Genomic DNA, 26486 nt, shown 5'->3' with positions numbered 1-26486 from the left:
CCCCCTATCAACCGATATCCCACACAGGAGTTTGTGGCACAACCCTCAAATCCCCGATGATGATCGCGGCGGAGGGCCGACGGCTTGAGCAGGTCGAACTGATCGGGCCGTGAACGGGCGGTGAACGTCTGCTTCTCTTCATCCGATAACCTCTGCCGACACGCCGCCGGGCCCCAGGGCCGGGGCGCCCCAAACCACGTACATGTCCGGCGCGGTCGCGTCGGCACCCAGGGAGTGAGTTCGTCTGTCGACCGCCATCCTCACCGGTCAGCCGGTGCCCGGATCGTCGCTGGAGGGCGATCTGCGGTCGCTCGGCTTCGACGTGCGGGTCGCCTCCGGCGCCGGTGACGCCGAGACGCTCCTGGCGACGGTTCCCGCAGGTCAGCGGGTCGCGATCGTCGACGCCCGGTTCGTGGGCCATGCGCACGCACTGCGCCTCGGGCTCACCGACCCACGCTTCGAGGCCGCGGCGGTGCCGGGCGCCGTGACCGTGCGGGCCACCGCCCGTCCGGCGCTGATCCGGGCGCTGGCCCGCGAGAGCTCCGCCGCGAGCGGCACCACCGCGGTCGCCGTGGACAACCTCGCCGACCGGGTCATCGCCGCCCTCGACGCCGACGGTGTCACCCTGCACCGGCCCGAGCTGGGCACCCTGGTCGCCGTCGTCCCCGCCGACCCGCAGGCCCGCAACGAGGCCCGCCAGGCGGTCGCCGACGTCGACGACGAGGCCGTACGGCTGCGTACGGCGGTGAAGTCCCGCGACGGCTTCTTCACCACGTACTGCGTCAGCCCGTACTCCCGCTACCTCGCCCGCTGGTGCGCACGCAGGGGCCTGACCCCGAACCAGGTCACCACGGCCTCGCTGATCACCGCCCTGATCGCGGCGGGCTGCGCGGCCACCGGCACCCGAGGCGGCTTCGTCGCCGCCGGTCTGCTGCTGATCTTCTCCTTCGTCCTCGACTGCACCGACGGCCAGCTGGCCCGCTACTCGCTGCAGTACTCGACGCTCGGCGCCTGGCTCGACGCCACCTTCGACCGCGCCAAGGAATACGCCTACTACGCGGGCCTCGCCCTAGGAGCCGCGCGCGGCGGTGACGATGTATGGGCGCTCGCCCTCGGCGCGATGGTCCTGCAGACTTGCCGCCACGTCGTCGACTTCTCCTTCAACGAGGCGAATCACGACGCCACCGCCAACACCAGCCCCACCGCGGCCCTCTCCGGCAAGCTCGACAGCGTCGGCTGGACGGTCTGGGTGCGGCGGATGATCGTCCTGCCGATCGGCGAGCGCTGGGCGATGATCGCCGTCCTCACGGCGGTCACCACTCCTCGTATCACCTTCTACGCGCTGCTCATCGGGTGCGCGTTCGCTGCGACTTACACCACAGCGGGCCGTGTGCTGCGGTCGCTGACGCGCAAGGCGCGGCGGACCGACCGGGCGGCGCGGGCGCTGGCGGACCTGGCGGACAGCGGGCCCTTGGCCGAGGCGCTCACGCGTATCGCGCCGAGCCGATACGCGGTTGTCGCGCGGCTCCTGGCCCTCGCCGGTGCCGTTGTCGTGGTGCTCACGGCCTGGTTCGACGGACCCGGTTGGACGGTCGTCTTCGCCGCCGCCGTCTACGTCGTGGTGTCCGCGGACGCCGTCGCGCGCCCCCTCAAGGGCGCCCTCGACTGGCTGATTCCCCCACTGTTCCGCGCCGCCGAATACGGCACCGTCCTGGTACTCGCAGCCAAAGCCGAAGTGAACGGAGCCCTTCCAGTTGCTTTCGGGCTGGTGGGCGCGGTCGCCTACCATCACTACGACACGGTGTACCGCATCCGCGGCGACGCCGGAGCGCCGCCTCGGTGGCTGGTGCGGGCGATCGGCGGACACGAAGGCAGGACCCTGCTGGTCACCGTCCTGGCCGCGCTGCTCGCGCCCACAGATTTCAAGGTCGCGCTCACGGCTCTCGCCGTGGCCGTGGCGCTGCTGGTGCTTCTCGAGAGCATCCGCTTCTGGGTGACCGCCCATAAAACCGGCGCACCCGCCGTACACGATGAAGGAGAACCCGCATGATCGGCCTCGTGCTGGCGGCCGGCGCCGGACGGCGTCTTCGCCCCTACACCGACACCCTGCCCAAGGCACTGGTGCCGGTCGGCCCCGAAGGCGACGAGGAGAGCCTCACCGTTCTCGACCTCACCCTCGGCAACTTCGCCGAGATCGGCCTGAGCGAGGTCGCGATCATCGTCGGCTACCGCAAGGAGGCCGTGTACGAGCGCCGCGAGGCGCTGGAGGCCAAGTACGGGGTCAAGATCACCCTCATCGACAACGACAAGGCCGAGGAGTGGAACAACGCCTACTCCCTGTGGTGCGGGCGTGACGCCATCAAGCACTCGGTGATCCTCGCCAACGGCGACACCGTGCACCCGGTCTCCGTCGAGAAGACCCTGCTCGCCGCCCGCGGCGACGGCAAGAAGATCATCCTCGCCCTCGACACGGTGAAGTCCCTCGCCGACGAGGAGATGAAGGTCGTCGTCGGCCCCGAGGGCGGCATGTCGAAGATCACCAAGCTGATGGACCCGGCCGAGGCGACCGGTGAGTACATCGGCGTCACCCTCATCGAGGGCGAGGCCGCCGACGAGCTGGCCGACGCCCTGAAGACGGTCTTCGAGACGGACCCGCAGCAGTTCTACGAGCACGGCTACCAGGAGCTCGTGAACCGCGGCTTCCGCATCGACGTGGCCCCCATCGGCGACGTCAACTGGGTCGAGATCGACAACCACGACGACCTCGCCAAGGGACGTGAGATCGCGTGCCAGTACTGACGAGGCTCATCCCCTCGCCGATCGTCGTGGACATCCGTCCCGGCGCGCTCGATGACCTGGCGACGATCCTGTCGGACCAGCGCATCGCGCCGTCGGGCCGGATGGCCTTCGCGATCAGCCCCGGCTCCGGCGCCGCTCTGCGCGACCGGTTCGCCCCGGCGCTGCCGGAGGCCGACTGGTTCTGCGACGCCGACGGCACCATCGACGGTGCGGTACGGCTCGCCGACTCGATCAAGAAGGGCGGTCACTACGACGCCGTGGTCGGGCTCGGCGGCGGCAAGGTCATCGACTGCGCCAAGTACGCGGCCGCCCGGGTCGGCCTGCCGCTGGTCGCCGTCGCCACCAACCTCGCCAACGACGGTCTGTGCTCGCCGGTCGCGACGCTCGACAACGACGCGGGCCGCGGCTCCTACGGTGTGCCGAACCCGATCGGGATCGTCATCGACCTCGACGTCATCCGTGAAGCCCCGGTGCGCTTCGTGCGGGCCGGCATCGGCGATGTGATCTGCAAGATCTCCGCCGTGGCCGACTGGGAGCTGTCCAGCCGGGAGACCGGCGAGAAGGTCGACGGACTGGCCGCCGCCATGGCCCGCCAGGCCGCCGAGGCCGTGCTGCGCCACCCCGGCGGCGTCGGCGACGACGACTTCCTGACGACCCTGTCCGAGTCCCTCGTCCTGTGCGGGATCTCCATGTCCGTGGCCGGCGACAGCCGTCCCGCCTCGGGCGCCTGCCACGAGATCAGCCACGCGTTCGACCTGAGCTTCCCCCGGCGCAACGCCCTGCACGGCGAACAGTGCGGCCTCGGCGGCGCGTTCGCCACGTTCCTGCGCGGCAACCACGACATGGCGGGTCTGATGGCCGAAGTCCTCCGCCACCACGGCCTGCCCGTCCTCCCGGACGAAATCGGCTTCACCGTGGACGAGTTCGTCCAGGTCGTGGAGTTCGCCCCGCAGACCAGGCCGGGCCGCTACACCATCCTCGAGCACCTCGAACTGAGTACCGAACAGATCAAGGACGCATACGCCGACTATGCCAAAGCCATCAGTAGCTGAACTCCGCCCGGTCGTTCACCCCCCGGGTGTGAAGGACCGGCGGAGCGGCGAGCACTGGGCCGGCCGGCTCTACATGCGCGAAATCTCGCTGCGCATCGACCGGCACCTGGTGAACACCCGGGTCACGCCCAACCAGCTGACCTACCTGATGACCGTCTTCGGCGTCCTCGCCGCGCCTGCCCTGTTGGTGCCGGGCATCACGGGCGCCGTCCTCGGTGTGCTGATGGTCCAGCTGTATCTGCTGTTCGACTGCGTCGACGGCGAGATCGCCCGCTGGCGCAAGCAGTTCTCGATGGCCGGCGTCTACGTGGACCGGGTCGGCGCCTACCTGTGCGACGCGGCCGTGCTCGTCGGCTTCGGGCTGCGCGCCGCCGACCTGTGGGGCACCGGGCGGATCGACTGGCTGTGGGCCTTCCTCGGCACGCTCGCCGCCCTCGGCGCGATCCTGATCAAGGCCGAGACCGACCTCGTCGGTGTCGCCCGGCACCAGACCGGGAAGCCGCCGGTGCAGGAGTCGGCCTCCGAGCCGCGCACCTCCGGTATGGCGCTGGCCCGCAAGGCCGCCGCCGCCCTGAAGTTCCACCGGCTGATCCTCGGCGTCGAGGCCTCCCTGCTGATCCTCGTGCTCGCGGTCGTGGACCAGGCCAGGGGCGACCTGTACTTCTCGCGGCTCGGCGTCGCCGTACTCGCGGGCATCGCGCTGCTCCAGACACTGCTGCACCTGGTGTCCATCCTCGCTTCCAGCAGGCTGAAGTGAGCGGCGGCATGAAGGTCGGCGCGGTGATCATCACCATGGGCAACCGCCCCGACGAACTCCGCGCCCTTCTCGACTCGGTCGCCAAGCAGGACGGCGACCGGGTCGAGGTGGTCGTCGTCGGCAACGGCTCGCCCGTCCCGGACGTCCCCGAGGGCGTCCGGACGGTCGAGCTGTCCGAGAACCTCGGCATCCCCGGCGGCCGCAACATAGGCATAGAGGCGTTCGGCCCCAGCGGCCGGGACGTCGACGTCCTCCTCTTCCTCGACGACGACGGCCTGCTCGCGCACCACGACACCGCCGAACTGTGCCGCAAGGCGTTCGAGGACGACCCGAAGCTCGGCATCGTCAGCTTCCGCATCGCCGACCCCGACACCGGCGAGACCCAGCGGCGCCATGTGCCCCGGCTGCGGGCCTCCGACCCGATGCGCTCCTCCCGGGTCACCACCTTCCTCGGCGGCGCCAACGCCGTACGCACCCAGGTCCTCGCCGAAGTCGGCGGCCTCCCGGACGAATTCTTCTACGCGCACGAGGAAACCGACCTGGCATGGCGGGCCCTCGACGCGGGCTGGATGATCGACTACCGGTCCGACATGGTGCTGTACCACCCCACGACCGCGCCCTCCCGGCACGCGGTCTACCACCGCATGGTCGCGCGCAACCGCGTCTGGCTCGCGCGCCGTAACCTCCCGGCCGCCCTCGTCCCGGTCTACCTGGGCGCCTGGCTGCTCCTGACCCTGCTCCGCAAGCCCTCCGGCCCGGCCCTGAGAGCCTGGTTCGGCGGCTTCAAGGAGGGCTGGACGAGCCCCTGCGGCGCCCGCCGCCCCATGAAGTGGCGTACGGTGTGGCGGCTGACCCGACTGGGCCGACCTCCCGTCATCTGACAAGCTCGAAATCTGAGAGCATTCGGCCGTACCCGGTCCAGGTTTCTACCTCGGCCCGACCAGGCTGCGCACTTTGAGGACGAAAGTTTCCATTTGTGAGTGAGACAACGCATGACGGCAGGGTTGTGGTGAGCGACCGTCCGTCGCCCGACGACGGGCTCTCCGCCACGGAACTGGCCGCCAAGTACGGGCTCGCCGTGAGCGGCGCCCGGCCCGGACTCGCCGAGTACGTCCGCCAGATGTGGGGGCGACGGCACTTCATCCTCGCCTTCTCCCAGGCGAAGCTCACCGCGCAGTACAGCCAGGCCAAGCTCGGCCAGCTGTGGCAGGTGGCCACTCCGCTGCTCAACGCGCTCGTGTACTTCCTGATCTTCGGCCTGATCCTCAACGCCGACCGGGGCATGTCGCGCGAGGTCTACATCCCGTTCCTGGTCACGGGTGTGTTCGTCTTCACCTTCACACAGAGCTCGGTGATGGCGGGCGTCCGTGCGATCTCCGGCAACCTCGGCCTGGTGCGCGCCCTGCACTTCCCGCGTGCCTCGCTGCCCATCTCCTTCGCGCTCCAGCAGCTCCAGCAGTTGCTGTTCTCGATGATCGTGCTGTTCTGTGTCGCGGTCGGCTTCGGCAGCTATCCGCGGCTGTCCTGGCTGCTGATCGTCCCCGTGCTGGTGCTGCAGTTCCTGTTCAACACCGGCCTCGCGCTGATCATGGCCCGCATGGGTTCCAAGACCCCGGACCTCGCGCAGCTGATGCCGTTCGTGATGCGGACCTGGATGTACGCCTCCGGCGTCATGTTCTCCATCCCGGTGATGCTCGCCGATCACCCCAAGTGGATCGCCGACATCCTCCAGTGGAACCCGGCCGCGATCTACATGGACCTGATGCGTTTCGCGCTGATCGACGGCTACGGCTCGGAGAACCTGCCCCCGCACGTGTGGGCGGTCGCCGGCGGCTGGGCCGTACTGATCGCGCTCGGCGGCTTCGTGTACTTCTGGAAGGCGGAGGAGAGGTACGGCCGTGGCTGAGGCACTCATCCCCACCGTCATCGCGGACGAACTGCACATCGTCTACCGCGTCAACGGCGCCAAGACCGGCAAGGGCAGCGCCACCGCCGCCCTCAGCCGCATCATCAAGCGAGGCTCCGACGACGCGGCGCGGGGTGTGCGCAAGGTGCACGCCGTCAGGGGTGTCTCCTTCGTCGCCTACCGCGGTGAGGCCATCGGCCTGATCGGCTCCAACGGCTCCGGCAAGTCCACCCTGCTGCGTGCCATCGCCGGCCTGCTCCCCGCGGAGAAGGGCAAGGTCTACACCGACGGCCAGCCCTCCCTGCTCGGCGTCAACGCCGCCCTGATGAACGACCTCACGGGCGAGCGGAACGTCATCCTGGGCGGCCTCGCGATGGGCATGTCCCGCGAGCAGATCAGGGAGCGCTACCAGGACATCGTCGACTTCTCCGGCATCAACGAGAAGGGCGACTTCATCACCCTGCCGATGCGCACCTACTCCTCCGGCATGGCGGCCCGTCTGCGGTTCTCCATCGCCGCGGCCAAGGACCACGACGTCCTGATGATCGACGAGGCCCTCGCCACCGGTGACCGCAACTTCCAGAAGCGCTCCGAGGCCCGCATCCGCGAGCTGCGCAAGGAGGCCGGCACGGTCTTCCTGGTCAGTCACAACAACAAGTCGATCCGCGACACCTGCGACCGTGTCCTGTGGCTGGAACGCGGCGAGCTGCGCATGGACGGCCCGACCGACGAGGTTCTGAAGGAGTACGAGAAGTTCACGGGCAAGTAGTCCGAGACGACCCGGGCCCCGCTGGAACTGCTCCGGCGGGGCCCGGCGTCTGCAAGGGATACCGGGACGCGGCGTCCTTGAGGGAGGCCGGAGCCCGGCATCCGCAAAGGAATCGCCAACTCCGGCAAGGAAGCGTCAACTCCGGCCACCCATAGGAATCTTGGGGGCAATCGGTGCGTTCTTGTGATGTGCAGGACACCCCGACGGAGCATGGGGCGTTGTACAACGTAAGCTGTACCGGTGCCGAATCGCGGCAAGTGGGTCCATAATGCGCGACACCCGGCATCAGCCGCAGACGCCGCCCACTGGGCGGCGTGTCCGAAATAGTGCGTATTGGGTAGGCAGTGTAGAACGGGAGATGTGACGGCCATGGCTACGGAGACTCCCCAGCTCAACCACGCTTCTGCCGTTCCCGCGCCGGGTGACGGGCGGTGACCGAAACCGGGACGGCGCGCACCGGGGACCCGGAGCGCGACACCCTCGACAAGGCCGGCGCCGAGAACTTCCCCGTCGCCCCCTTCTTTCTGCCCAGGGCCTGGCGCGAGGACCTGATGGCCGTCTACGGCTTCGCCCGCCTCGTCGACGACATCGGCGACGGCGACCTCGCCCCCGGCGGCGCCGACGCCCGCCTCCTGGGCGTCCCCCCGCAGGACGCCGACGACCGGCTGCTCCTCCTCGACGCCTTCGAGGCCGACCTCCACAGGGTCTTCGACGCCACCCCGAACCACCCACTGCTGCGCAGACTCCAGCACACCGTCCGCCGCCACTGCCTCACCCCGGAGCCGTTCCTCGCCCTGATCGCCGCCAACCGCCAGGACCAGCTGGTCAAGCGGTACGAGAGCTATGACGACCTGCTCGCCTACTGCCGGCTGTCCGCCAACCCGGTCGGCCACCTGGTCCTCGCCGTCACCGGCACCAGCACCCCCGAGCGGGTCCGGCACTCCGACGCGATCTGCACCGCCCTGCAGATCGTCGAACACCTCCAGGACGTGACCGAGGACCTGGGCCGCGACCGTGTCTATCTGCCCGCCGCGGACATGAAGCGCTTTCACGTCCAGGAGGCGGACCTCGCCGCTCCCACAGCAGGCGCATCGGTGCGCGCGCTGGTCGCGTACGAGGCGGAACGCGCCCGTGATCTCCTGAATGAGGGCACCCCCCTCGTGGGTAGCGTCCACGGCAGGCTGAGGCTGCTCCTCGCGGGGTTCGTGGCGGGAGGAAGGGCGGCCGTCCACGCGATCACCGCCGCCGAATTCGACGTACTTCCCGGCCCGCCCAAGCCCGGCAAGCTCCGGCTGCTGCGCGAGGTGGGCGCGACCCTGCGAGGAGAGGGGTGATCCGGACTGTGGAGTCGGAACCACACGCGTCCCCACCGGTACTCGCCGCCTACAGCTACTGCGAGGCCGTCACCGGGCGGCAGGCCCGCAACTTCGCCTACGGCATCAGACTGCTGCCGACACCCAAGCGCCGCGCGATGTCCGCGCTGTACGCGTTCTCCCGGCGCGTCGACGACATCGGTGACGGAGCGCTCGCCGTCGAGGTCAAGGCGGCCCGGCTGGAGGAGACCAGAGCGCTGCTCACCCGGGTCCGGGACGGCTCCGTCGACCAGGACGACACGGACCCTGTCGCGGTGGCCCTCGCCCACGCCGGGCGGACCTTCCCGATCCCGCTCGACGCCCTCGACGAACTCATCGGCGGTGTCCTCATGGACGTACGCGGCGAGACCTATGAGACCTGGGACGACCTGAAGGTCTACTGCCGCTGTGTCGCCGGTGCCATCGGGCGGCTCTCGCTCGGCGTCTTCGGCACGGAACCAGGGGCGCGCGGCGCGGAACGCGCGCCGGAGTACGCGGACACCCTCGGGCTCGCACTCCAACTCACCAACATCCTCAGGGACGTTCGGGAGGACGCGTTGGGCGGCCGTACCTATCTGCCTGCCGACGACCTCGCGAAATTCGGCTGCTCGGCCGGGTTCGCCGGGCCGCTCCCGCCGGCCGACTCCGACTTCGCGGGTCTGGTGCACTTCGAGGTGCGCCGGGCCCGCGCCCTCTTCGCCGAGGGCTACCGCCTGCTGCCGATGCTCGACCGGCGCAGCGGTGCCTGTGTCGCCGCCATGGCCGGCATCTACCGACGGCTGCTCGACCGCATCGAGCGCGAGCCGGAGGCCGTGCTGCGCGGCCGGGTCTCGCTGCCCGGCCGCGAGAAGGCCTACGTCGCCGTACGCGGCCTGTCCGGTCTGGACGCCCGCCATGTGTCGCGCCGTACCGTCAGGAGGCGTGTCTGATGGACAATCCGGTCCAAGGCGAACCCATCGGGGAAAAGTGGTACGCAACCCTCCGCGACATGGAGGCGTCCCTGACTGCGACGGTCTGCCGCAGGCCGATCCGACACCCCGGCGGACCGGCAGGGGAGGGTGCACGATGACCGACGGCGCACAGTCCGAGGGACTGCTGGACGTGGACGGTACGGGCCGCTCCCGGAGCACGGCCGTGGTGGTCGGCGGGGGGCTGGCGGGCATCACCGCCGCGCTCTCGCTCGCCGACGCCGGCGTGCGGGTCACTCTCCTGGAAGGGCGGCCGCGCCTCGGCGGGCTCGCCTTCTCCTTCCAGCGCGGCGATCTGACCGTCGACAACGGACAGCATGTGTATCTGCGGTGCTGCACCGCCTACCGCTGGTTCCTCGACCGCGTGGACGGCGCCGCGCTCGCACCGCTGCAGGATCGTCTCGACGTGCCGGTTCTCGACGCCGGGGCAAGGCCCGGGCGGCGGCTCGGCAGACTGCGGCGCGACGCGCTGCCCGTACCCCTGCATCTGGGGCGCAGCCTGGCCACGTACACCCATCTCTCGCTCACCGAGCGCGCCGGAGTGGGGCGTGCCGCACTGGCGCTCAAGGCGCTCGACCTCGCGGATCCCGCGCTGGACGAACGGGACTTCGGCAGCTGGCTGGCCGCGCACGGCCAGTCGGCGCGTGCCGTCGAGGCACTGTGGGACCTCGTGGGGGTCGCCACCCTCAACGCGGTGGCCCAGGACGCCTCCCTGGGGCTCGCCGCGATGGTGTTCAAGACGGGTCTGCTGTCCGACCCGGGTGCGGCCGACATCGGCTGGGCCCATGTCCCGCTGGGAGAACTGCACGACCGGCTGGCCCGCAAGGCGCTCGACTCGGCGGGCGTCCGTACCGAACTCCGTACTCGCGTCACCTCCATCTCCCCCCAGGTGAACGGGAATTGGCGGGTCGAGGTGCCCGGTGAGAGCCTCGACGTCGACGCGGTCGTCCTCGCCGTGCCGCAGCGCGAGACGTACGACCTGCTGCCCGAGGGCGCGCTCGACGAGCCCGGGCGGCTGCTGGAGATCGGCACCGCGCCGATCCTCAACGTCCATGTGGTGTACGACCGGAAGGTGCTGAGCAAGCCGTTCTTCGCGGCGCTCGGCTCCCCGGTGCAGTGGGTCTTCGACCGGACCGAGGCGTCCGGGCTGAGCGGGGGCCAGTACCTGGCGCTGTCGCAGTCGGCCGCGCAGGACGAGATCGACGCGCCCGTGTCGGCACTGCGCGAGCGGTATCTGCCCGAGCTGGAGCGGCTGTTGCCCTCCACGCGCGGCGCGGAGGTGAAGGACTTCTTCGTGACCCGGGAGCGTACCGCGACGTTCGCCCCCACCCCCGGCGTCGGACGGCTCAGGCCCGGCGCCCGCACCAAGGCCCCCGGCCTGTACCTGGCCGGAGCGTGGACCGCCACCGGGTGGCCCGCGACCATGGAGAGCGCGGTCCGCAGCGGTATCGGTGCGGCGGCCGCCGCACTGTCCGCTCTGGGCCGGCCCCGAGATCTCCTCTTCGACTACGAGGAGGCAGCGTGACGCTCGAAGCGCACCGGACCGGTTCCCGCGCTCTCGGTACCGCGAACACATCGACATCTGGAGAGACTGTGCCCACTGTGCCCCCGGCCGTGACGGCCGCTGCGAGGACCGCGGTGGACGTGACCGCGCTCCTGGAGCGCGGGCGGACCCTGGCCACCCCCGTGCTGCGGGCGGCCGTCGATCGGCTGGCGCCCCCCATGGACACCGTCGCCGCCTACCACTTCGGCTGGATCGACGCCCACGGCAACCCGGCGGACGGCGACGGCGGCAAGGCCGTACGTCCCGCGCTCGCCGTCATGTCCGCCGAGGTCACCGGCGCCGCACCCGAGGTCGGCATCCCCGGCGCGGTCGCGGTGGAGCTGGTGCACAACTTCTCGCTGCTGCACGACGACCTGATGGACGGCGACGAACAGCGCCGCCACCGCGACACCGTCTGGAAGGTGCACGGCCCCGCCCAGGCCATCCTCGTCGGCGACGCCCTGATGGTCCTCGCCAACGAGATCCTCCTCGAACTCGGCACCGCCGAGGCGGCCCGCGCCACCCGCCGCGTCACCACGGCGACCCGCGCGCTCATCGACGGGCAGGCCCAGGACATCTCCTACGAGCACCGCGAGCGGGTCACCGTCGAGGAGTGCCTGGAGATGGAGGGCAACAAGACCGGCGCCCTGCTCGCCTGCGCCTGCTCCATCGGCGCGGTCCTCGGCGGCGCGGACGACCGCACCGCCGACACACTGGAGAAGTACGGCTACCACCTCGGCCTCGCCTTCCAGGCCGTCGACGACCTGCTGGGAATCTGGGGCGACCCGGTCTCCACGGGCAAGCAGACCTGGAGCGATCTGCGCCAGCGCAAGAAGTCCCTGCCGGTCGTGGCCGCCCTCGCGGCCGGCGGCCCCGCCTCGGAGCAGCTCGGCGAGCTTCTCGCCGCCGACGCCAAGAGCAGCGACTTCGAGAACTTCTCCGAGGAGGAGTTCGCCGCGCGCGCCGCCCTCATCGAGGAGGCGGGCGGCCGGGAGTGGACCGCCGAGGAAGCCCGCCGCCAGCACGGAAACGCCATCGAGGCACTGGACTCGATCCGGATGCCCGACCGGGTGCGGGACCAGTTCGCGGCACTCGCCGACTTCGTCGTCGTACGGAAGAGATGATCGCCATCCCTCAGAAGCCGACCACTATCGGTCGAATAGCCCTCGCGTAGTCGCCGGCCGGTGCCATGTCACCGGACATGCACCGGCCGACGGCTGACCCACCGCAGAGAGATCCGTCCACTGCACGAAGGGGAAGCCATGACAGCGACGACCGACGGAAGCACCGGGGCACCGCTGCCCCGCGCTGCCGCGGCCAGCGACACCGACCACGACACCCCGGTGGCGGCAGGGGTCCAGGACGCCGCCGCGCACGCCATACGGCGCGCCACCGCCTACCTGCTCTCCCGACAGGACGCCCAGGGCTGGTGGAAGGGCGACCTGGAGACCAACGTCACCATGGACGCCGAGGATCTGCTGCTCCGTCAGTTCCTGGGCATCCGGGACGAGAAGACCACCCAGGCCGCCGCCCTCTTCATCAGAGGCGAGCAGCGGCAGGACGGAACCTGGGCCACCTTCTACGGGGGCCCGCCCGAACTCTCCGCCACCGTCGAGGCGTACGTCGCGCTGCGGCTGGCCGGGGACGACCCGGCCGAGCCGCACATGGCGAAGGCGTCCGCGTGGATCCGGGAGCGGGGCGGGATCGCCGCCGCCCGGGTCTTCACCCGCATCTGGCTCGCCCTGTTCGGATGGTGGAAGTGGGACGACCTGCCGGAGATGCCGCCGGAGATCGTCTACTTCCCCAAGTGGATGCCGCTGAACATCTACGACTTCGGATGCTGGGCCCGCCAGACGATCGTGCCGCTGACCGTCGTCTCGGCGAAGCGCCCGGTACGGCCCGCACCGTTCCCGCTCGACGAGCTGCACACCGACCCGGGGCGACCGAACCCGCCCAAGCCCCTGGAGCCGCTGGGGAGTTGGGAAGGCGCCTTCCAGAGACTCGACAAGCTGCTGCACGGCTATCACAAGGTGGCGCTGAAGCGGCTGCGCAAGGCGGCCATGAACAGCGCGGCCCGCTGGATCATCGAGCGGCAGGAGAACGACGGCTGCTGGGGCGGCATCCAGCCTCCCGCCGTCTACTCGGTCATCGCGCTGCACCTGCTCGGCTACGACCTCCAACACCCCGTGATGCGAGCCGGGTTGGAGTCCCTCGACCGGTTCGCCGTGTGGCGCGAGGACGGGGCCCGGATGATCGAGGCCTGCCAGTCGCCGGTGTGGGACACCTGTCTCGCCACCATCGCCCTCGCCGACGCGGGACTGCCCGCCGACCATCCCCAACTCGTCAAGGCCGCCGACTGGATGCTCGGTGAGGAGATCGTCCGGCCCGGCGACTGGGCGATCAAGCGTCCCCAACTGCCGCCCGGCGGCTGGGCGTTCGAGTTCCACAACGACAACTACCCCGACATCGACGACACCGCCGAGGTCGTACTGGCGCTCCGCCGGGTCGAACACCACGACCCGGAACGCGTCGAGAAGGCCATCCGGCGCGGGGTGCGCTGGAACCTCGGTATGCAGTCGAGGAACGGGGCCTGGGGCGCCTTCGACGTCGACAACACCAGCCCGTTCCCCAACCGGCTGCCGTTCTGCGACTTCGGCGAGGTGATCGACCCGCCGTCCGCCGACGTCACCGCGCATGTGGTGGAGATGCTGGCGGTCGAGGGGCTGTCCCACGATCCGCGCACCCGGCGCGCCATCGAGTGGCTGCTCGCCGAACAGGAGCCGAACGGCTCGTGGTTCGGCCGCTGGGGCGTCAACTACGTCTACGGCACCGGCTCGGTGGTCCCCGCGCTGGTGGCCGCCGGACTGCCCGCCGCGCACCCCGCGATCCGCCGGGCCGTGTCCTGGCTGGAGACCGTGCAGAACGACGACGGCGGCTGGGGCGAGGACCTGCGCTCCTACCCCGACCCCGCCGAATGGGGCGGCAAGGGCGCCTCCACCGCCTCCCAGACCGCGTGGGCGCTCCTCGCGCTGCTGGCGGCGGGGGAGCGGGACGCCAAGGCCACCGAGCGCGGCATCGAGTGGCTCGCCCAGACCCAGCGGGAGGACGGCGGCTGGGACGAGCCGTACTTCACCGGCACCGGCTTTCCCTGGGACTTCTCGATCAACTACCACCTCTACCGGCAGGTCTTCCCGCTCACCGCACTCGGCCGGTACGTCAACGGCGAGCCGGCCGTCCTGAAAACCAAGGAAAGCTGATGAACGCGCCCGCCGCCGGGGCCCCGCTGCTGATCGCCTGCGCGCTCGGCATCGAGCAGCTCGCCCTGCGCAGCGGTGACCGGGGCGGCGCCGGGGGCCCGGTCACCGTACTGCGCACCGGCATGGGGCCGAGGGCCGCCGAGCGGTCCGTCACCCGACTGCTCGCCGATCCGGGGCTGCGTGACGCGGCCGTGCTGGCCACCGGGTTCTGCGCCGGACTCGCCCCGGGCATGCACCCCGGTGACCTGGTGGTCGCCGACGAGACCCGGGGCCCCGACGGCGCCGTCACGCCCTGTGTGGGCACCGAACTGCTGGTCAAGGAGCTGGTGCGGGCCGTGCCCGGGCGCACGGTCCACACCGGCCCGCTCACCGGATCCGATCACGTCGTACGCGGTCGGGAACGGTCCGATCTGTTCGCGACCGGCGCACTCGCGGTCGACATGGAATCGGCGGTCACACTCCACTGCGCTGTGAGATCGGGCGTACGCCCGGTTGCGGCCGTCCGGGTGGTCATGGACGCTCCAGAACATGAGCTGGTCCGGATCAGCACGGTACGCGGTGGAATATCAGCCTTCCGCGTCCTCCGTGCCGTTCTTCCCGCCTACTACGAATGGCACCGTTCTTTGCTGCTCCCCAGGAGGTGAGCCAGATGGCCATGCCGCTCCGCCAGTCCATCAAGGTGGCGACGTATCTCGCTGAACAGAAGCTCCGCAAGCGGGACAAGTTCCCGTTGATCGTCGAGTTGGAACCGCTCTACGCCTGCAATCTGAAGTGCGAGGGCTGCGGCAAGATCCAGCACCCGGCGGGCGTGCTCAAGCAGCGCATGCCGGTGGCGCAGGCCGTGGGCGCCGTCCTGGAGTCGGGTGCGCCGATGGTGTCGATCGCGGGCGGCGAGCCCCTGATGCACCCTCAGATCGACGAGATCGTACGCCAGTTGGTGGCCAGGAAGAAGTATGTGTTCCTGTGCACCAACGCGATGCTGCTGCGCAAGAAGATGGACGATTTCAAGCCCTCGCCGTACTTCGCGTTCGCCGTGCACATCGACGGGCTGCGGGAGCGGCACGACGAGTCGGTGGCGAAGGAGGGCGTGTTCGACGAGGCCGTGGCCGCCATCAAGGAGGCCAAGAAGCGGGGCTTCCGGGTGACCACCAACTCGACCTTCTTCAACACCGACACGCCGCAGACCATCATCGAGGTGCTCAACTACCTCAACGACGACCTCAAGGTCGACGAGATGATGATCTCGCCCGCCTACGCCTACGAGAAGGCCCCCGACCAGGAGCACTTCCTCGGCGTCGAGCAGACCCGCGAACTGTTCAAGAAGGCCTTCTCGGGCGGCAACCGGCGGCGCTGGCGCCTCAACCACTCGCCCCTGTTCCTCGACTTCCTGGAGGGCAAGGTCGACTTCCCGTGCACGGCGTGGGCGATCCCGAACTACTCGCTCTTCGGCTGGCAGAGGCCCTGCTATCTGATGAGCGACGGGTACGTCACGACGTACCGGGAGCTGATCGAGGACACCGACTGGGACGCGTACGGCCGGGGCAAGGACCCGCGCTGCGCCAACTGCATGGCGCACTGCGGCTACGAGCCGACCGCCGTCCTCGCCACCATGGGCTCGCTGAAGGAGTCCCTGCGCGCCATGCGTGAGACCGTCTCCGGGAACCAGGGGTGATGTGATGACCGCCGTGTCGCTGGGCGTGCCCGAGATGCCTGCCCGACCGGTCGCGGAGCGCCGCCTGACGCGGCGGATCCAGGTCGGTCCGGTGGCCGTGGGGGGCGGGGCCCCGGTGTCGGTGCAGTCGATGACGACGACCCGTACGTCGGACATCGGCGCCACCCTGCAGCAGATCGCGGAGCTCACCGCGTCCGGCTGCCAGATCGTCCGGGTCGCGTGTCCCACGCAGGACGACGCCGACGCGCTTGTGGTGATCGCCCGCAAGTCGCAGATCCCGGTGATCGCGGACATCCACTTCCAGCCGAAGTACGTGTTCGCGGCGATCGAGGCCGGATGTGCGGCCGTGCGGGTGAACCCGGGCAACATCAAGCAGTTCGACGACAAGGTGAAGGAGATCGCCCGAGCGGCGAGGGAGCACGGGACGCCGATCCGGATCGGGGTCAACGCCGGCTCGCTCGACAAGCGGCTCCTGCTGAAGTACGGCAAGGCGACGCCCGAGGCACTGGTGGAGTCCGCGCTGTGGGAGGCGTCGCTGTTCGAGGAGCACGACTTCCGGGACATCAAGATCTCGGTCAAGCACAACGACCCGGTCGTGATGATCGAGGCGTACCGGCAGCTGGCCGCCCGGTGCGACTATCCGTTGCATCTGGGCGTCACGGAGGCCGGGCCCGCGTTCCAGGGCACGATCAAGTCCGCCGTCGCCTTCGGGGCGCTGCTGAGCGAGGGGATCGGCGACACGATCCGGGTGTCGCTCAGCGCTCCGCCCGTCGAGGAGGTCAAGGTCGGCATCCAGATCCTTGAGGCGCTGAACCTGCGGCAGCGGCGGCTGGAGATCGTGTCGTGTCCGTCGTGCGGGCGGGCCCAGGTAGATGTGTACCGGCTGGCGGACGAGGTGACCGCCGGTCTCGAGGGCATGGAGGTGCCGTTGCGGGTGGCCGTCATGGGCTGCGTCGTCAACGGACCCGGGGAGGCGCGGGAGGCGGACCTGGGGGTCGCCTCCGGCAACGGCAAGGGGCAGATCTTCGTGAAGGGCGAGGTCATCAAGACCGTCCCCGAGTCGAAGATCGTGGAGACCCTCATCGACGAGGCGATGAAGATCGCCGAGCAGATGGAGAAGGACGGCGTCGCGTCGGGGGAGCCGGCGGTCACCGTGAGCTGACAACACGGGCTTAAGAGAGCACGGATCGAGAGGGGGCCCGACGTGACGATTCTGGAGAGCATCCGGCAACCGCGCGACCTGAAGGCGCTGACCGAGGCGGAACTCGGTGAACTGGCCGAGGAAATACGGGAGTTCCTGGTGCACGCGGTCGCCAGGACCGGTGGTCACCTGGGGCCCAATCTGGGGGTGGTGGAACTCTCCGTCGCACTCCACCGGGTCTTCGAGTCACCCGTCGACCGCATCGTCTGGGACACCGGTCATCAGAGCTATGTGCACAAGCTTCTGACGGGGCGTCAGGACTTCTCCAAGCTACGCGGCAAGGGCGGTCTGTCCGGCTATCCGTCGCGCGAGGAGTCCGAGCACGACATCGTCGAGAACAGTCACGCCTCCACCGCCCTCGGCTGGGCGGACGGCCTCGCCAAGGCCCGGCAGGTGCGGCGGGAGAAGGGCCATGTGGTCGCGGTCATCGGCGACGGCGCGCTGACCGGCGGCATGGCCTGGGAGGCACTGAACAACATCGCGGCCGCCAAGGACCGGCCGCTGATCATCGTCGTCAACGACAACGAGCGCTCGTACTCCCCGACCATCGGCGGCCTCGCCAACCACCTCGCGACCCTGCGGACCACCGACGGCTACGAGCAGTTCCTCGCCTGGGGCAAGGACCTCCTGCTGCGCACTCCGGTCGTCGGCAAGGAGGTCTACGAGGCACTGCACGGGGCGAAGAAGGGCTTCAAGGACGCGTTCGCGCCGCAGGGCATGTTCGAGGATCTGGGCCTGAAGTACGTCGGCCCGATCGACGGGCACGACATCAAGGCGGTCGAGTCGGCGCTGCGGCGCGCCAAGCGCTTCCACGGGCCGGTTCTGGTCCACTGCCTGACGCAGAAGGGGCGCGGGTACGAGCCCGCGCTCGCCAACGAGGAGGACCACTTCCACACGGTCGGCGTCATGGACCCGCTGACCTGCGAACCGCTCACACCGGCCGACGGACCGTCCTGGACCTCGGTCTTCGGCGACGAGATCGTACGGATCGGGGACGAGCGCGAGGACGTCGTCGCGATCACGGCGGCCATGCTGCATCCGGTGGGGCTCGGCAGGTTCGCGGAGAAGTTCCCCGACCGGGTGTGGGACGTCGGGATCGCCGAGCAGCACGCGGCGGTGTCGGCGGCAGGCCTCGCCACCGGCGGGCTCCATCCGGTCGTGGCGGTCTACGCGACCTTCCTCAACCGGGCCTTCGACCAGCTGCTGATGGACGTGGCGCTGCACCGGTGCGGGGTCACCTTCGTCCTGGACCGGGCCGGGGTGACGGGTGTTGACGGTGCGTCACACAACGGTATGTGGGACATGTCGATCCTCCAGGTCGTGCCGGGGCTGCGGATCGCCGCGCCGCGTGACGCCGAACAGTTGCGGGCGCAGCTGCGGGAGGCGGTCGCCGTCGACGACGCTCCCACGCTGATCCGGTTCCCCAAGGAGTCGGTGGGGCCGGAGATCCCCTCCCTGGAGCGGGTGGGCGGCATGGACGTCCTGCACCGCTCCCCGTCCTCGGACCGTCCGGAGGTGCTGCTGGTCGCCGTCGGCGTGATGGCGTCGGTGTGTCTGCAGGCCGCCGAGCTGCTGGAGACGCGGGGCATCGGCTGCACCGTCGTGGATCCGCGCTGGGTCAAGCCGGTCGATCCGGCGCTGCCGTGGCTCGCCGACGAACACCGGCTGGTGGCCGTCGTGGAGGACAACAGCCGGGCCGCCGGGGTCGGTTCGGCGGTCGCTCTCGCTCTGGGGGACGCCGAAGTCGACGTACCCGTAAGGCGGTTCGGGATTCCGGAGCAGTTCCTGCCGCACGCCAAGCGCGGTGAGGTGCTGGCGGACATAGGTCTCACGCCGGTCGAGATCGCCGGGCGGATCAGCGCCTCGCTGGCCGCCAGGGACGCGTTCGCGAAGGGGGACCTGTCCGAGGCCGAGCTTTCCAAGGAGAAACCGCAATGACCACCGTGGAACCCGCCGCCGGAACCGAGGAGTTCGACCTCGGCAGACTCCTCGCCGAACGCGGTGCCGAGCGCTACGAACTCCACGCCCGGCACCTCAACCACCAACTCCCGCGCATGCTGCACACCATCGGCTTCGACAAGGTCTACGAGCGGGCCGAGGGCGCGTACTTCTGGGACGCGAACGGTGACGACTACCTGGACATGCTCGCAGGGTTCGGGGTGATGGGGCTCGGCCGCCACCACCCCGTGGTCCGCAAGGCGCTGCACGACGTGCTCGACGCGCGGCTCGCCGACCTGACCCGCTTCGACTGCCAGCCACTGCCCGGGCTGCTGGCCGAGAAGCTGCTCACCCACAGTCCGCACCTGGATCGGGTGTTCTTCGGCAACAGCGGCACCGAAGCCGTCGAGACCGCGCTGAAGTTCGCCCGGTACGCCACCGGCAGACCACGCGTCCTCTACTGCGACCACGCCTTCCACGGGCTCACCACCGGCTCGCTGTCCGTGAACGGCGAGGCCGGCTTCCGGGACGGCTTCGCACCGCTGCTGCCCGACACGGCCGTCCCGCTCGGTGATCTCGACGCCCTCGCACGGGAGTTGGAGAAAGGCGATGTCGCCGCGCTCGTCGTCGAGCCCATCCAGGGCAAGGGCGTGCACGAGGCGCCGCCCGGATATCTGCGCGCCGCCCAGGAGTTGCTGCACCGGCACAAGGCGCTGCTGATCGTCGACGAGGTGCAGACCGGGCTCGGGCGGACCGGGGACTTCTACGCCTACCAGCACGAGGACGGGGTCGAGCCCGACCTCGTGTGCGTGGCGAAGGCGCTCTCCGGCGGCTATGTCCCGGTCGGGGCGACCCTCGGCAAGGAGTGGATCTTCAAGAAGGTCTACTCGTCCATGGACCGTGTCCTCGTCCATTCGGCGAGCTTCGGGTCCAACGCCCAGGCCATGGCCGCCGGGCTCGCCGTCCTCTCGGTCATGGAGAACGAGCAGATCGTGGCGGGTGCCCGGGCCACCGGGGAGCTGCTGAAGAGCCGGCTCGCGGCACTGGTCGACAAGTACGAGCTGCTCAGCGAGGTACGCGGCCGGGGCCTGATGATCGGCATCGAGTTCGGCAGGCCCAGGTCGCTGAAGCTGCGCAGCCGTTGGACGATGCTTCAGGCGGCCCGCAAGGGGCTGTTCGCCCAGATGGTCGTCGTGCCGCTGCTGCAACGCCACCGCATCCTCACCCAGGTCTCCGGCGACCATCTGGAGGTGATCAAGCTGATCCCGCCGCTGGTCATCGGGGAGCGGGAGGTGGACCGCTTCGTCGAGGCCTTCACCGAGGTGATGGACGACGCGCACAGCGGGGGCGGACTGATGTGGGACTTCGGCAAGACGCTCGTCAAGCAGGCGGTGGCCAACCGGTAGTGCGCACGGGCCGCCGGTGGTGGGGCCTCGCTGGGCTTTGCCTCTGAGGCAAGAAATTTGCCCCTGGGGCAAGGCTCCGGCTGAATGGAGGCATGAGCCCTTCCGAGGGTACGCACCCTCCCGAGCCCCCGATGGACGGGGAACTGCCCGTCGTCGCTCCGCAGTTGCGCGCGCTGCGCCGCCGGGCCTCCCTCACCCTGGAGGCAGCGGCCCGCGCCGCCGGGCTGTCGCCCGCGCACCTCTCCCGGCTGGAGACCGGGCAGCGCCAGCCCTCGCTGCCGATGCTGCTCGCACTGGCCCGTATCTATGGAACGACCGTCTCGGCACTGCTCGGCGAGAGCGTCCCCGAACGGGACGCCGTACTCCGCGCGTCCGACAGGGAACCCACCAAGGCCGGCGGCTGGACGTACTGGCAGGCGGGCGCGCCCGGGCGCGGGATGCAGGCGCTGCGCGTCCATGTGCCGTACGGCTCACAGGGCGACATCGTGCGCGTGCATCCCGGTGAGGAGTGGCTGTACGTCCTGAAGGGGCGGCTGCGGCTGCGCCTCGGGGACACCACGCATCTCCTCGCGCCCGGGGACAGCGCGCACTTCGACTCGCTGACACCGCACCGCATCGCCGCCGCCGACCGCGACGGCGCCGACCTCCTGTTCGTCCACACCCTGCTGCAGAGCCCGACCGCCGCGCTGTGCCTCGGGCCGACCACTCCTGGAGAGACCCCATGACCGACCTGGAAGAGAAGTTCCCCCGCGCCCTGTGGGTGCGGCTCATCATCTACATCGCGGTCGGCCATCTCTTCGCGGCCTTCGTCTACCTGCTGTTCGAGGTGGGTGCCAAGCAGTAAGTGCGTGGTCCGCGTGGGCCGGTCGCCTAGTCGAGCAGTCGCTCGCGCAGCCGCTCCCGGGTCTGCGGGGTCATCTTCAGGCCCTGCTCCAGATAGGTGTCCACATCACCCCAGGTCTCCTCGACCGTGTCGAAGGCCGTCTGGAGGTACTCGGCGCGGGCGTCGAACAGCGGGCTCAGGAGCTCCATGACCTCCGGGGAGTAGGCGCTCGCGGAGGTGCTGCTGCGGTGCACCTTGTAACGGCGGTGCTTGGCGTTCGACTCCAGGTAGTCGGCGACGATGGCCTCGCGCTCGACGCCCAGGGTGAGGAGGGTGATGGCGATGGAGAGGCCCGCTCGGTCCTTGCCCGCCGCGCAGTGCATCAGCGCGGGCACGCTGTCCTCGGCCAGCGCGTGCAGCACACGGGAGTGCTCGGCCGTGCGGTCCTTGATGATCGTCCGGTAGGAGGCGATCATCCGGCCGGCCGCCTTGCCGTCGTCGAGCAGCGCACGCAGCTGGTCCAGATCGCCGTCGCGGACCATCTTCCAGAACTCGGCGCCGTCCGCGGGGTCGCTGAGCGGCAGATTCACATTGAGCACGCCGGGCAACTCGACATCCGGGCCCTCCAGCTTCTGATCGGCCGCGTTGCGGAAGTCGAAGACCGTGTGCAGGCCGAGGGAGGCCAGGAACGCGGTGTCCTCGTCGGTGGCGTGCGCGAGGTGACCACTGCGGAACAGCACCCCGTGGCGCACCCGACGGCCGTCCACGGTCGGCAGACCGCCCACATCGCGGAAGTTGCGCACTCCGGTCAGCTCGGGCTCGGTCGACGGGACCTGCTGCGTCACTGGGGCTCCTCCCATCCGGCCGCCGGCGCCGATCGTCGACGGGCACGCACTCGGCACCGAGGCGCGCCCTCGACGATACGACATGGGTGCGTACGCCAATGAGTTGTCCACAGGGGCCGCGGCACGGCCCGCGGCAGTTGTCCACAGGTGTCGCGAAGGCCCCGTCGGCAGTTGTCCACAGGTGCCGTGAGCGCCTGCGGCGACCTGCGATGATGTTGAAGCCCGATCGCACCTGTTCGAATCTGTGGGGAACCTGATGTTGGAAATCGGCGCCGAAGGCCGTACCTGGCTTCTTACGGGGCCCAGGAGCAGCTATGCCCTGCGGCTCACGGAGAATGACGAGCTGCTGCATCTGCACTGGGGTCCCCGGATCGCACTCGCCGACGCCGAGGAACTGGCCGGCCGGCAGCAGCTGCCGTACTGGCCGTTCGAGGCCCCGGTCGACGGGCACGAGGAGTACCCCGTCGAGGGCGGCCCCCGCTTCACCCGCCCCGCCCTCTCCGTGCGCACGGACGAGCGGCGCGGCACCGAGTGGACCTTCCAGGAGTACGAGGCCGACGGCGACGAGCTGCGGCTGCGGTTCACCGACGACGGCCTCGGCATCACCCTGCACTACCGGATGCGCGACGACGTGATCGAGCGCTGGGTGACCCTCGCCAATGAAGGACCGGCGGTGGAGCTGCTGCGGGCCGACTCGGCGACCTGGACGCTGCCGCGGCGCGAGGAGGCCTGGCGGCTGTCCCAGCTGCACGGGCGATGGGCGGCCGAGTCCCGGCTCGTGCGCGGGGACCTCACCTACGGCGAGAAGGTCATCGGCAGTCGGCGCGGCCACACCGGGCACCAGCATCTGCCCTGGGTCGCCCTCGACACCGACGCCACCGAGGAGCGCGGCGAGGTCTACGGCTGCGCCCTCGGCTGGTCGGGGTCCTGGCGGATCGCGGTCGCCCAACTCCCGGACGCGCGCGTGCAGATCACCGGGGGCGCCGGATACGACGAGTCCGGTCTGCTGCGGCTGGAGACGGGCGAGACGTTCACCACGCCGCTCTTCGCCGGCCTGTGGAGCGACGGCGGCTTCGGCGGGGCGAGCCGCGCCTGGCACACGTACCAGCGGACGTACGTCATCCCGGACGCGGATCAGGACCGGCCGGTGCTCTTCAACTCCTGGGAAGCCACCGAGTTCGACATCTCGGAGGAGCAGCAGGGGACGCTCGCGCGGCGGGCGGCGGCCATGGGGGTCGAGCTGTTCGTGGTGGACGACGGCTGGTTCGGGACGCGCACCAGTGACCGGGCCGGGCTCGGTGACTGGACCCCCAACCCCGACCGCTTCCCGAAGGGGCTGACGCCGCTCGCCGACTATGTGCACGCCCTCGGTATGCAGTTCGGTATCTGGGTCGAGCCCGAGATGGTCAATCCGGACAGCGAGTTGTACCGGTCGCACCCCGAATGGGCCCAGTTCCAACCGGGACGAAAGCGGACGGAGCTGCGCAATCAGCTCGTACTCAATCTCGCGCGCGAGGATGTTCAGGAATATCTCTGGGAGCAGTTGAACGGGCTCCTCTCCAGCGCGCCGATCGACTATGTGAAGTGGGACTTCAACCGCTGCTTCACGGATGCCGGCTGGCCCGGTGAGCCGTACCCGCAGAAGCTGTGGGTCGAGCACGTGCACGCTTTCTACGCCTTGCTGGACCGGCTGCGGGCCGCGCACCCGGGGGTGGCGTTCGAGTCCTGCTCGGGCGGCGGCGGTCGTATCGACCTCGGGGTGATGGCGCGGACGGACCAGGTGTGGACCTCGGACAACACCGACCCGCTCGACCGGCTCGCCATCCAGCACGGCTTCAGTCAGGTCCACCCGGCCCGGATCATGGCCGCCTGGGTCACCGACAGCCCGAACAATCAGCTCAACGGCCGGGTCAGCTCGCTGCGCTTCCGCTTCGTCAGTGCCATGGCGGGGGTGCTCGGCGTCGGCGGCGACCTCACCGAGTGGACCGAGGAGGAGCTGGCCGAGGCGCGGGACTGGGTGGAGCTGTACAAGGAGATCCGGCCGGTCGTGCAGCGCGGCGACCTCTATCGGCTGAGGCCGCCGACGGGAGGGCTGAGCGCCGTGCAGTACGTCCATGGCGACGAGGTCGTCGTCCTGGCCTGGCTCCAGGCCCAGCATTACGGCGAGCCGCTCGCGCCGCTCCGGCTGCGAGGCCTCGACCCGGCAGAAACGTATGAGTGCCGCGAAACGGGCGAAATGCACCGAGGTGCGGTGCTGTTGCATCACGGGCTGCGGACGGGGCTGCGCGGTGACTTCGATGCGACAGTTATCCGCCTGCGTCGCACTTGAGTGAACTGTCCGAAATAGAGCTGTAATTCCAACAAGCCCCGGAATAAAGCCTACTGGGCCGTAGGTGGGTGAGCAGCGTCATATTCGTGACGTTCCGTTGCCGTCATGTTCACGTAATTCGTATGTGTTTCCAGGGCGGTTGCAAAATGCCGAAGGACGGTCTTTTACGGAGCGTAATCATGAATTGATGTAAGGATCAGGGAGGAAGACGCACAGGAAGTCCCAATGGTTGTCTCTGTGGGCACAAGTCGCTTACGTTCGGCGTCAATCCGGACGGACGCCCAATCCTGCCGCCGACCGGAGCCGCGTACCGACCTGATCCACGGCAGGAGCGGGGGACCCACAGGAATTACCGCCTGTTCCGGTCTCCGGAACGGCTAGGGGTTAAGCCGTGCGCAAGCACGGCCGGGCATCTCCAGTCCGCACCCGACAGCTCACCTCGCAGGCGCCGGAGAGGAATTCGCCCATGCCCGCGAAGGGTAAGCACCGCCGTCCGAAGTCCCAGCGTTTCACCCGCTCCATCGCCGCCGCAGGGACCGGGGGCGCGGCGCTCGCACTGCCGCTGATCGGAGCCGCAGGCGCTCATGCCGCGACCCCGACGGCCGCCGTTTCCGGTGTTTCGGAGAAGACGGCCACGATCGCCGCCGAGAAGGCCACGGCCGAGGCGAGCGCGCGGATGGAGCAGGCCGAGAAGGCCGCGCAGGCGGAGAGGACCGCCACCAAGAAGGCGGCGGCCAAGACCTACTCGGTGAAGGTCGGCGACTACCTCGCGAAGATCGCGGACGAGCAGGACGTCGAGGGCGGCTGGAAGCGGCTCTACTCGGACAACCGTGCGGCGATCGGCTCCGACCCGTCGCTCATCCACCCGGGCCTCAAGCTCAGCATCGGCGCCCGGGCCGCGTCGAGCGGTACACCGGAGTCGTCGACGAAGACCCAGTCGTCGCAGTCCTCGAAGCCCTCCCAGTCGTCGAAGTCCTCCGACTCCTCGGCGAAGGAGACGACGGAGGCGAAGGACACCCAGGCGTCGACCTCCACGTCGAGCGGCCAGTCCTCGTCGTCCAACAGCTCAGGCTTCAGCGTGCCCATCCAGGGCGCCACCGTCGGCACCGCGTACAAGACCGCCGGCAGCATGTGGTCCAGCGGCTACCACACCGGCGTCGACTTCGTGGCCCCGACCGGGACCAGCCTCAAGGCCGTGGGCGCGGGCACCGTCGTCTCCGCCGACTGGGGCGGCGCGTACGGCAACCAGGTCGTCATCAAGCTCGCCGACGGCTACTACGCCCAGTACGCCCATCTGTCCTCGATCTCCGTCTCCGCGGGCCAGTCCGTGAGCGGCGGCCAGCAGATCGGCCTCTCCGGCGCGACCGGCAACGTCACCGGGCCGCACCTGCACTTCGAGATCCGCACCACCCCCAATTACGGTGCGGACATCGACCCGCTGGCGTACCTGCGGTCGAAGGGCGTCAGCGTCTGACGCACCGCCGTTCCACGTAGGCCGGACCCCATGATCCCCGGGGTCCGGCCTTCGTCGTCGGCCGACGACCACTGCGCGGGTCGCCGATGCCGAATGCGCCTGTCCCGAGTCAAGGGGGGCGGCACCACCTTCACCTTCGTCACCGACGGCATCCACAGCGCCCTCGCCCAGGCGAAGGCCGCCGCCGGGGACAGGAGCGCCGACATCGCGGGCGGGGCGAGCACGGTACGGCCGTACCTCGAGGAGGGGCTCATCGACGAGCTGCAGTTGCATGTGGTGCCCGCGCTCCTCGGACACCCCTCGCCTCCCATCTCAAGTACCGCTTCGTGGATCGAAGTCTCGACAGTCGTGCGACGGTGAGGACACAGTGATCCGCAAGCGAACAGAAGGAGCGT

General features: G+C 69.8%; 23 protein-coding genes, 1 pseudogene and 1 riboswitch. Of the genes and pseudogenes, 23 read left to right on the top strand and 1 reads right to left on the bottom strand.

Features of this window, described 5'->3' with window-relative positions:
- The first annotated feature begins 244 nt into the window (after nt 1-244).
- The 20 genes from JIX56_RS04685 to JIX56_RS04595 all read left to right on the top strand — a co-directional run bounded on the left by JIX56_RS04685 (nt 245) and on the right by JIX56_RS04595 (nt 21464).
- Entirely contained in the window at nt 245-2050 is a 1806-nt protein-coding gene (locus JIX56_RS04685; protein ID WP_257550733.1) for a CDP-alcohol phosphatidyltransferase family protein, read from the top strand.
- The gene (locus tag JIX56_RS04680) at nt 2047-2799 is read left to right on the top strand and encodes a phosphocholine cytidylyltransferase family protein (protein WP_257537488.1); all 753 of its coding nucleotides are present in this window, start codon (nt 2047-2049) and stop codon (nt 2797-2799) included. Before JIX56_RS04685 ends, JIX56_RS04680 begins: the two co-directional genes overlap by 4 nt.
- Complete coding sequence (locus JIX56_RS04675) at nt 2787-3851, top strand: iron-containing alcohol dehydrogenase family protein (protein WP_257537487.1); 1065 nt, start codon at nt 2787-2789, stop codon at nt 3849-3851. The genes JIX56_RS04680 and JIX56_RS04675 overlap by 13 nt, the downstream gene beginning before the upstream one ends.
- A 28-nt stretch (nt 3852-3879) precedes the next feature.
- Nucleotides 3880-4608: a CDP-alcohol phosphatidyltransferase family protein gene (locus JIX56_RS04670; protein WP_443031772.1), complete on the top strand. Its 729-nt coding sequence runs from the start codon at nt 3880-3882 to the stop codon at nt 4606-4608.
- An 8-nt stretch (nt 4609-4616) separates the two neighbouring features.
- Nucleotides 4617-5489, top strand: a complete 873-nt coding sequence (locus JIX56_RS04665) for a glycosyltransferase family 2 protein (RefSeq protein WP_443031770.1) — start codon at nt 4617-4619, stop codon at nt 5487-5489.
- A gap of 95 nt (nt 5490-5584) precedes the next feature.
- Nucleotides 5585-6514, top strand: a complete 930-nt coding sequence (locus tag JIX56_RS04660; protein ID WP_257537484.1) for an ABC transporter permease — start codon at nt 5585-5587, stop codon at nt 6512-6514.
- The gene (locus tag JIX56_RS04655; protein WP_257537483.1) at nt 6507-7283 is read left to right on the top strand and encodes an ABC transporter ATP-binding protein; all 777 of its coding nucleotides are present in this window, start codon (nt 6507-6509) and stop codon (nt 7281-7283) included. Before JIX56_RS04660 ends, JIX56_RS04655 begins: the two co-directional genes overlap by 8 nt.
- A gap of 431 nt (nt 7284-7714) precedes the next feature.
- Nucleotides 7715-8617, top strand: coding sequence for a squalene synthase HpnC (gene hpnC, locus JIX56_RS04650; RefSeq protein ID WP_257537482.1), 903 nt, complete (start codon nt 7715-7717; stop codon nt 8615-8617).
- Complete coding sequence (gene hpnD, locus JIX56_RS04645; protein WP_257537481.1) at nt 8614-9564, top strand: presqualene diphosphate synthase HpnD; 951 nt, start codon at nt 8614-8616, stop codon at nt 9562-9564. The genes hpnC and hpnD overlap by 4 nt, the downstream gene beginning before the upstream one ends.
- A complete protein-coding gene (locus JIX56_RS47920) occupies nt 9564-9704 on the top strand; it encodes a DUF6380 family protein (RefSeq protein WP_443031768.1) in 141 nt (46 codons plus the stop codon). Before hpnD ends, JIX56_RS47920 begins: the two co-directional genes overlap by 1 nt.
- Entirely contained in the window at nt 9701-11128 is a 1428-nt protein-coding gene (gene hpnE, locus JIX56_RS04640; RefSeq protein WP_257537480.1) for a hydroxysqualene dehydroxylase HpnE, read from the top strand. Before JIX56_RS47920 ends, hpnE begins: the two co-directional genes overlap by 4 nt.
- Before the next feature lie 68 nt (nt 11129-11196).
- Entirely contained in the window at nt 11197-12270 is a 1074-nt protein-coding gene (locus JIX56_RS04635) for a polyprenyl synthetase family protein (protein ID WP_443031767.1), read from the top strand.
- Between the two features lie 138 nt (nt 12271-12408).
- Nucleotides 12409-14403, top strand: coding sequence for a squalene--hopene cyclase (shc, locus tag JIX56_RS04630; RefSeq protein WP_257537479.1), 1995 nt, complete (start codon nt 12409-12411; stop codon nt 14401-14403).
- Nucleotides 14403-15047: a phosphorylase family protein gene (locus tag JIX56_RS04625; protein ID WP_257537478.1), complete on the top strand. Its 645-nt coding sequence runs from the start codon at nt 14403-14405 to the stop codon at nt 15045-15047. Before shc ends, JIX56_RS04625 begins: the two co-directional genes overlap by 1 nt.
- 5 nt (nt 15048-15052) lie before the next feature.
- Nucleotides 15053-16075, top strand: coding sequence for an adenosyl-hopene transferase HpnH (gene hpnH, locus JIX56_RS04620; protein ID WP_257537477.1), 1023 nt, complete (start codon nt 15053-15055; stop codon nt 16073-16075).
- A gap of 4 nt (nt 16076-16079) precedes the next feature.
- On the top strand, nt 16080-17237 hold the full coding sequence (gene ispG, locus JIX56_RS04615) for a flavodoxin-dependent (E)-4-hydroxy-3-methylbut-2-enyl-diphosphate synthase (RefSeq protein WP_257537476.1): 1158 nt from the start codon (nt 16080-16082) through the stop codon (nt 17235-17237).
- Nucleotides 17238-17279: 42 nt separating this feature from the next.
- Nucleotides 17280-19214, top strand: coding sequence for a 1-deoxy-D-xylulose-5-phosphate synthase (dxs, locus tag JIX56_RS04610; RefSeq protein WP_257537475.1), 1935 nt, complete (start codon nt 17280-17282; stop codon nt 19212-19214).
- Nucleotides 19211-20620, top strand: coding sequence for an aspartate aminotransferase family protein (locus JIX56_RS04605; protein WP_257537474.1), 1410 nt, complete (start codon nt 19211-19213; stop codon nt 20618-20620). The genes dxs and JIX56_RS04605 overlap by 4 nt, the downstream gene beginning before the upstream one ends.
- Nucleotides 20621-20712: 92 nt before the next feature.
- On the top strand, nt 20713-21345 hold the full coding sequence (locus JIX56_RS04600) for a helix-turn-helix domain-containing protein (protein ID WP_257537473.1): 633 nt from the start codon (nt 20713-20715) through the stop codon (nt 21343-21345).
- The gene (locus JIX56_RS04595; RefSeq protein WP_257537472.1) at nt 21342-21464 is read left to right on the top strand and encodes a DUF6126 family protein; all 123 of its coding nucleotides are present in this window, start codon (nt 21342-21344) and stop codon (nt 21462-21464) included. The genes JIX56_RS04600 and JIX56_RS04595 overlap by 4 nt, the downstream gene beginning before the upstream one ends.
- A gap of 26 nt (nt 21465-21490) precedes the next feature.
- Here JIX56_RS04595 and JIX56_RS04590 read toward each other — a convergent pair whose 3' ends face one another.
- Entirely contained in the window at nt 21491-22288 is a 798-nt protein-coding gene (locus JIX56_RS04590; RefSeq protein WP_257537471.1) for a tyrosine-protein phosphatase, read from the bottom strand.
- A gap of 256 nt (nt 22289-22544) precedes the next feature.
- Between JIX56_RS04590 and JIX56_RS04585 the strand changes: the two genes are divergently transcribed.
- The 3 genes and pseudogenes from JIX56_RS04585 to JIX56_RS04575 all read left to right on the top strand — a co-directional run.
- Nucleotides 22545-24617, top strand: a complete 2073-nt coding sequence (locus JIX56_RS04585; RefSeq protein WP_257537470.1) for an alpha-galactosidase — start codon at nt 22545-22547, stop codon at nt 24615-24617.
- A 302-nt stretch (nt 24618-24919) separates the two neighbouring features.
- Nucleotides 24920-25078: riboswitch (cyclic di-AMP (ydaO/yuaA leader) on the top strand.
- A gap of 5 nt (nt 25079-25083) precedes the next feature.
- Complete coding sequence (locus JIX56_RS04580; RefSeq protein ID WP_257537469.1) at nt 25084-26091, top strand: M23 family metallopeptidase; 1008 nt, start codon at nt 25084-25086, stop codon at nt 26089-26091.
- 90 nt (nt 26092-26181) lie between these two features.
- Nucleotides 26182-26385 (top strand): annotated as a pseudogene (locus tag JIX56_RS04575) (dihydrofolate reductase family protein); the annotation flags it as partial.
- Nucleotides 26386-26486 lie beyond the last annotated feature (101 nt).

Origin of the sequence: Streptomyces sp. CA-210063 (assembly GCF_024612015.1) — a bacterium.
Classification (GTDB): domain Bacteria; phylum Actinomycetota; class Actinomycetes; order Streptomycetales; family Streptomycetaceae; genus Streptomyces.
Note: the sequence above shows the minus strand (reverse complement) of the source record. Positions and strands in the feature narration are given on the sequence as shown.

What these genes read in the sequence shown, in the direction of transcription:
- JIX56_RS04680 (WP_257537488.1), top strand. Translation starts at nt 2,047, where the DNA reads ATGATCGGCCTCGTGCTGGCGGCCGGCGCCGGACGGCGTCTTCGCCCC.
- JIX56_RS04625 (WP_257537478.1), top strand. Translation starts at nt 14,403, where the DNA reads ATGAACGCGCCCGCCGCCGGGGCCCCGCTGCTGATCGCCTGCGCGCTC.
- hpnE (WP_257537480.1), top strand. Translation starts at nt 9,701, where the DNA reads ATGACCGACGGCGCACAGTCCGAGGGACTGCTGGACGTGGACGGTACG.
- JIX56_RS04585 (WP_257537470.1), top strand. Translation starts at nt 22,545, where the DNA reads ATGTTGGAAATCGGCGCCGAAGGCCGTACCTGGCTTCTTACGGGGCCC.
- JIX56_RS04595 (WP_257537472.1), top strand. Translation starts at nt 21,342, where the DNA reads ATGACCGACCTGGAAGAGAAGTTCCCCCGCGCCCTGTGGGTGCGGCTC.
- JIX56_RS04605 (WP_257537474.1), top strand. Translation starts at nt 19,211, where the DNA reads ATGACCACCGTGGAACCCGCCGCCGGAACCGAGGAGTTCGACCTCGGC.
- JIX56_RS47920 (WP_443031768.1), top strand. Translation starts at nt 9,564, where the DNA reads ATGGACAATCCGGTCCAAGGCGAACCCATCGGGGAAAAGTGGTACGCA.
- hpnH (WP_257537477.1), top strand. Translation starts at nt 15,053, where the DNA reads ATGGCCATGCCGCTCCGCCAGTCCATCAAGGTGGCGACGTATCTCGCT.
- JIX56_RS04600 (WP_257537473.1), top strand. Translation starts at nt 20,713, where the DNA reads ATGAGCCCTTCCGAGGGTACGCACCCTCCCGAGCCCCCGATGGACGGG.
- JIX56_RS04665 (WP_443031770.1), top strand. Translation starts at nt 4,617, where the DNA reads ATGAAGGTCGGCGCGGTGATCATCACCATGGGCAACCGCCCCGACGAA.
- JIX56_RS04580 (WP_257537469.1), top strand. Translation starts at nt 25,084, where the DNA reads ATGCCCGCGAAGGGTAAGCACCGCCGTCCGAAGTCCCAGCGTTTCACC.
- ispG (WP_257537476.1), top strand. Translation starts at nt 16,080, where the DNA reads ATGACCGCCGTGTCGCTGGGCGTGCCCGAGATGCCTGCCCGACCGGTC.
- shc (WP_257537479.1), top strand. Translation starts at nt 12,409, where the DNA reads ATGACAGCGACGACCGACGGAAGCACCGGGGCACCGCTGCCCCGCGCT.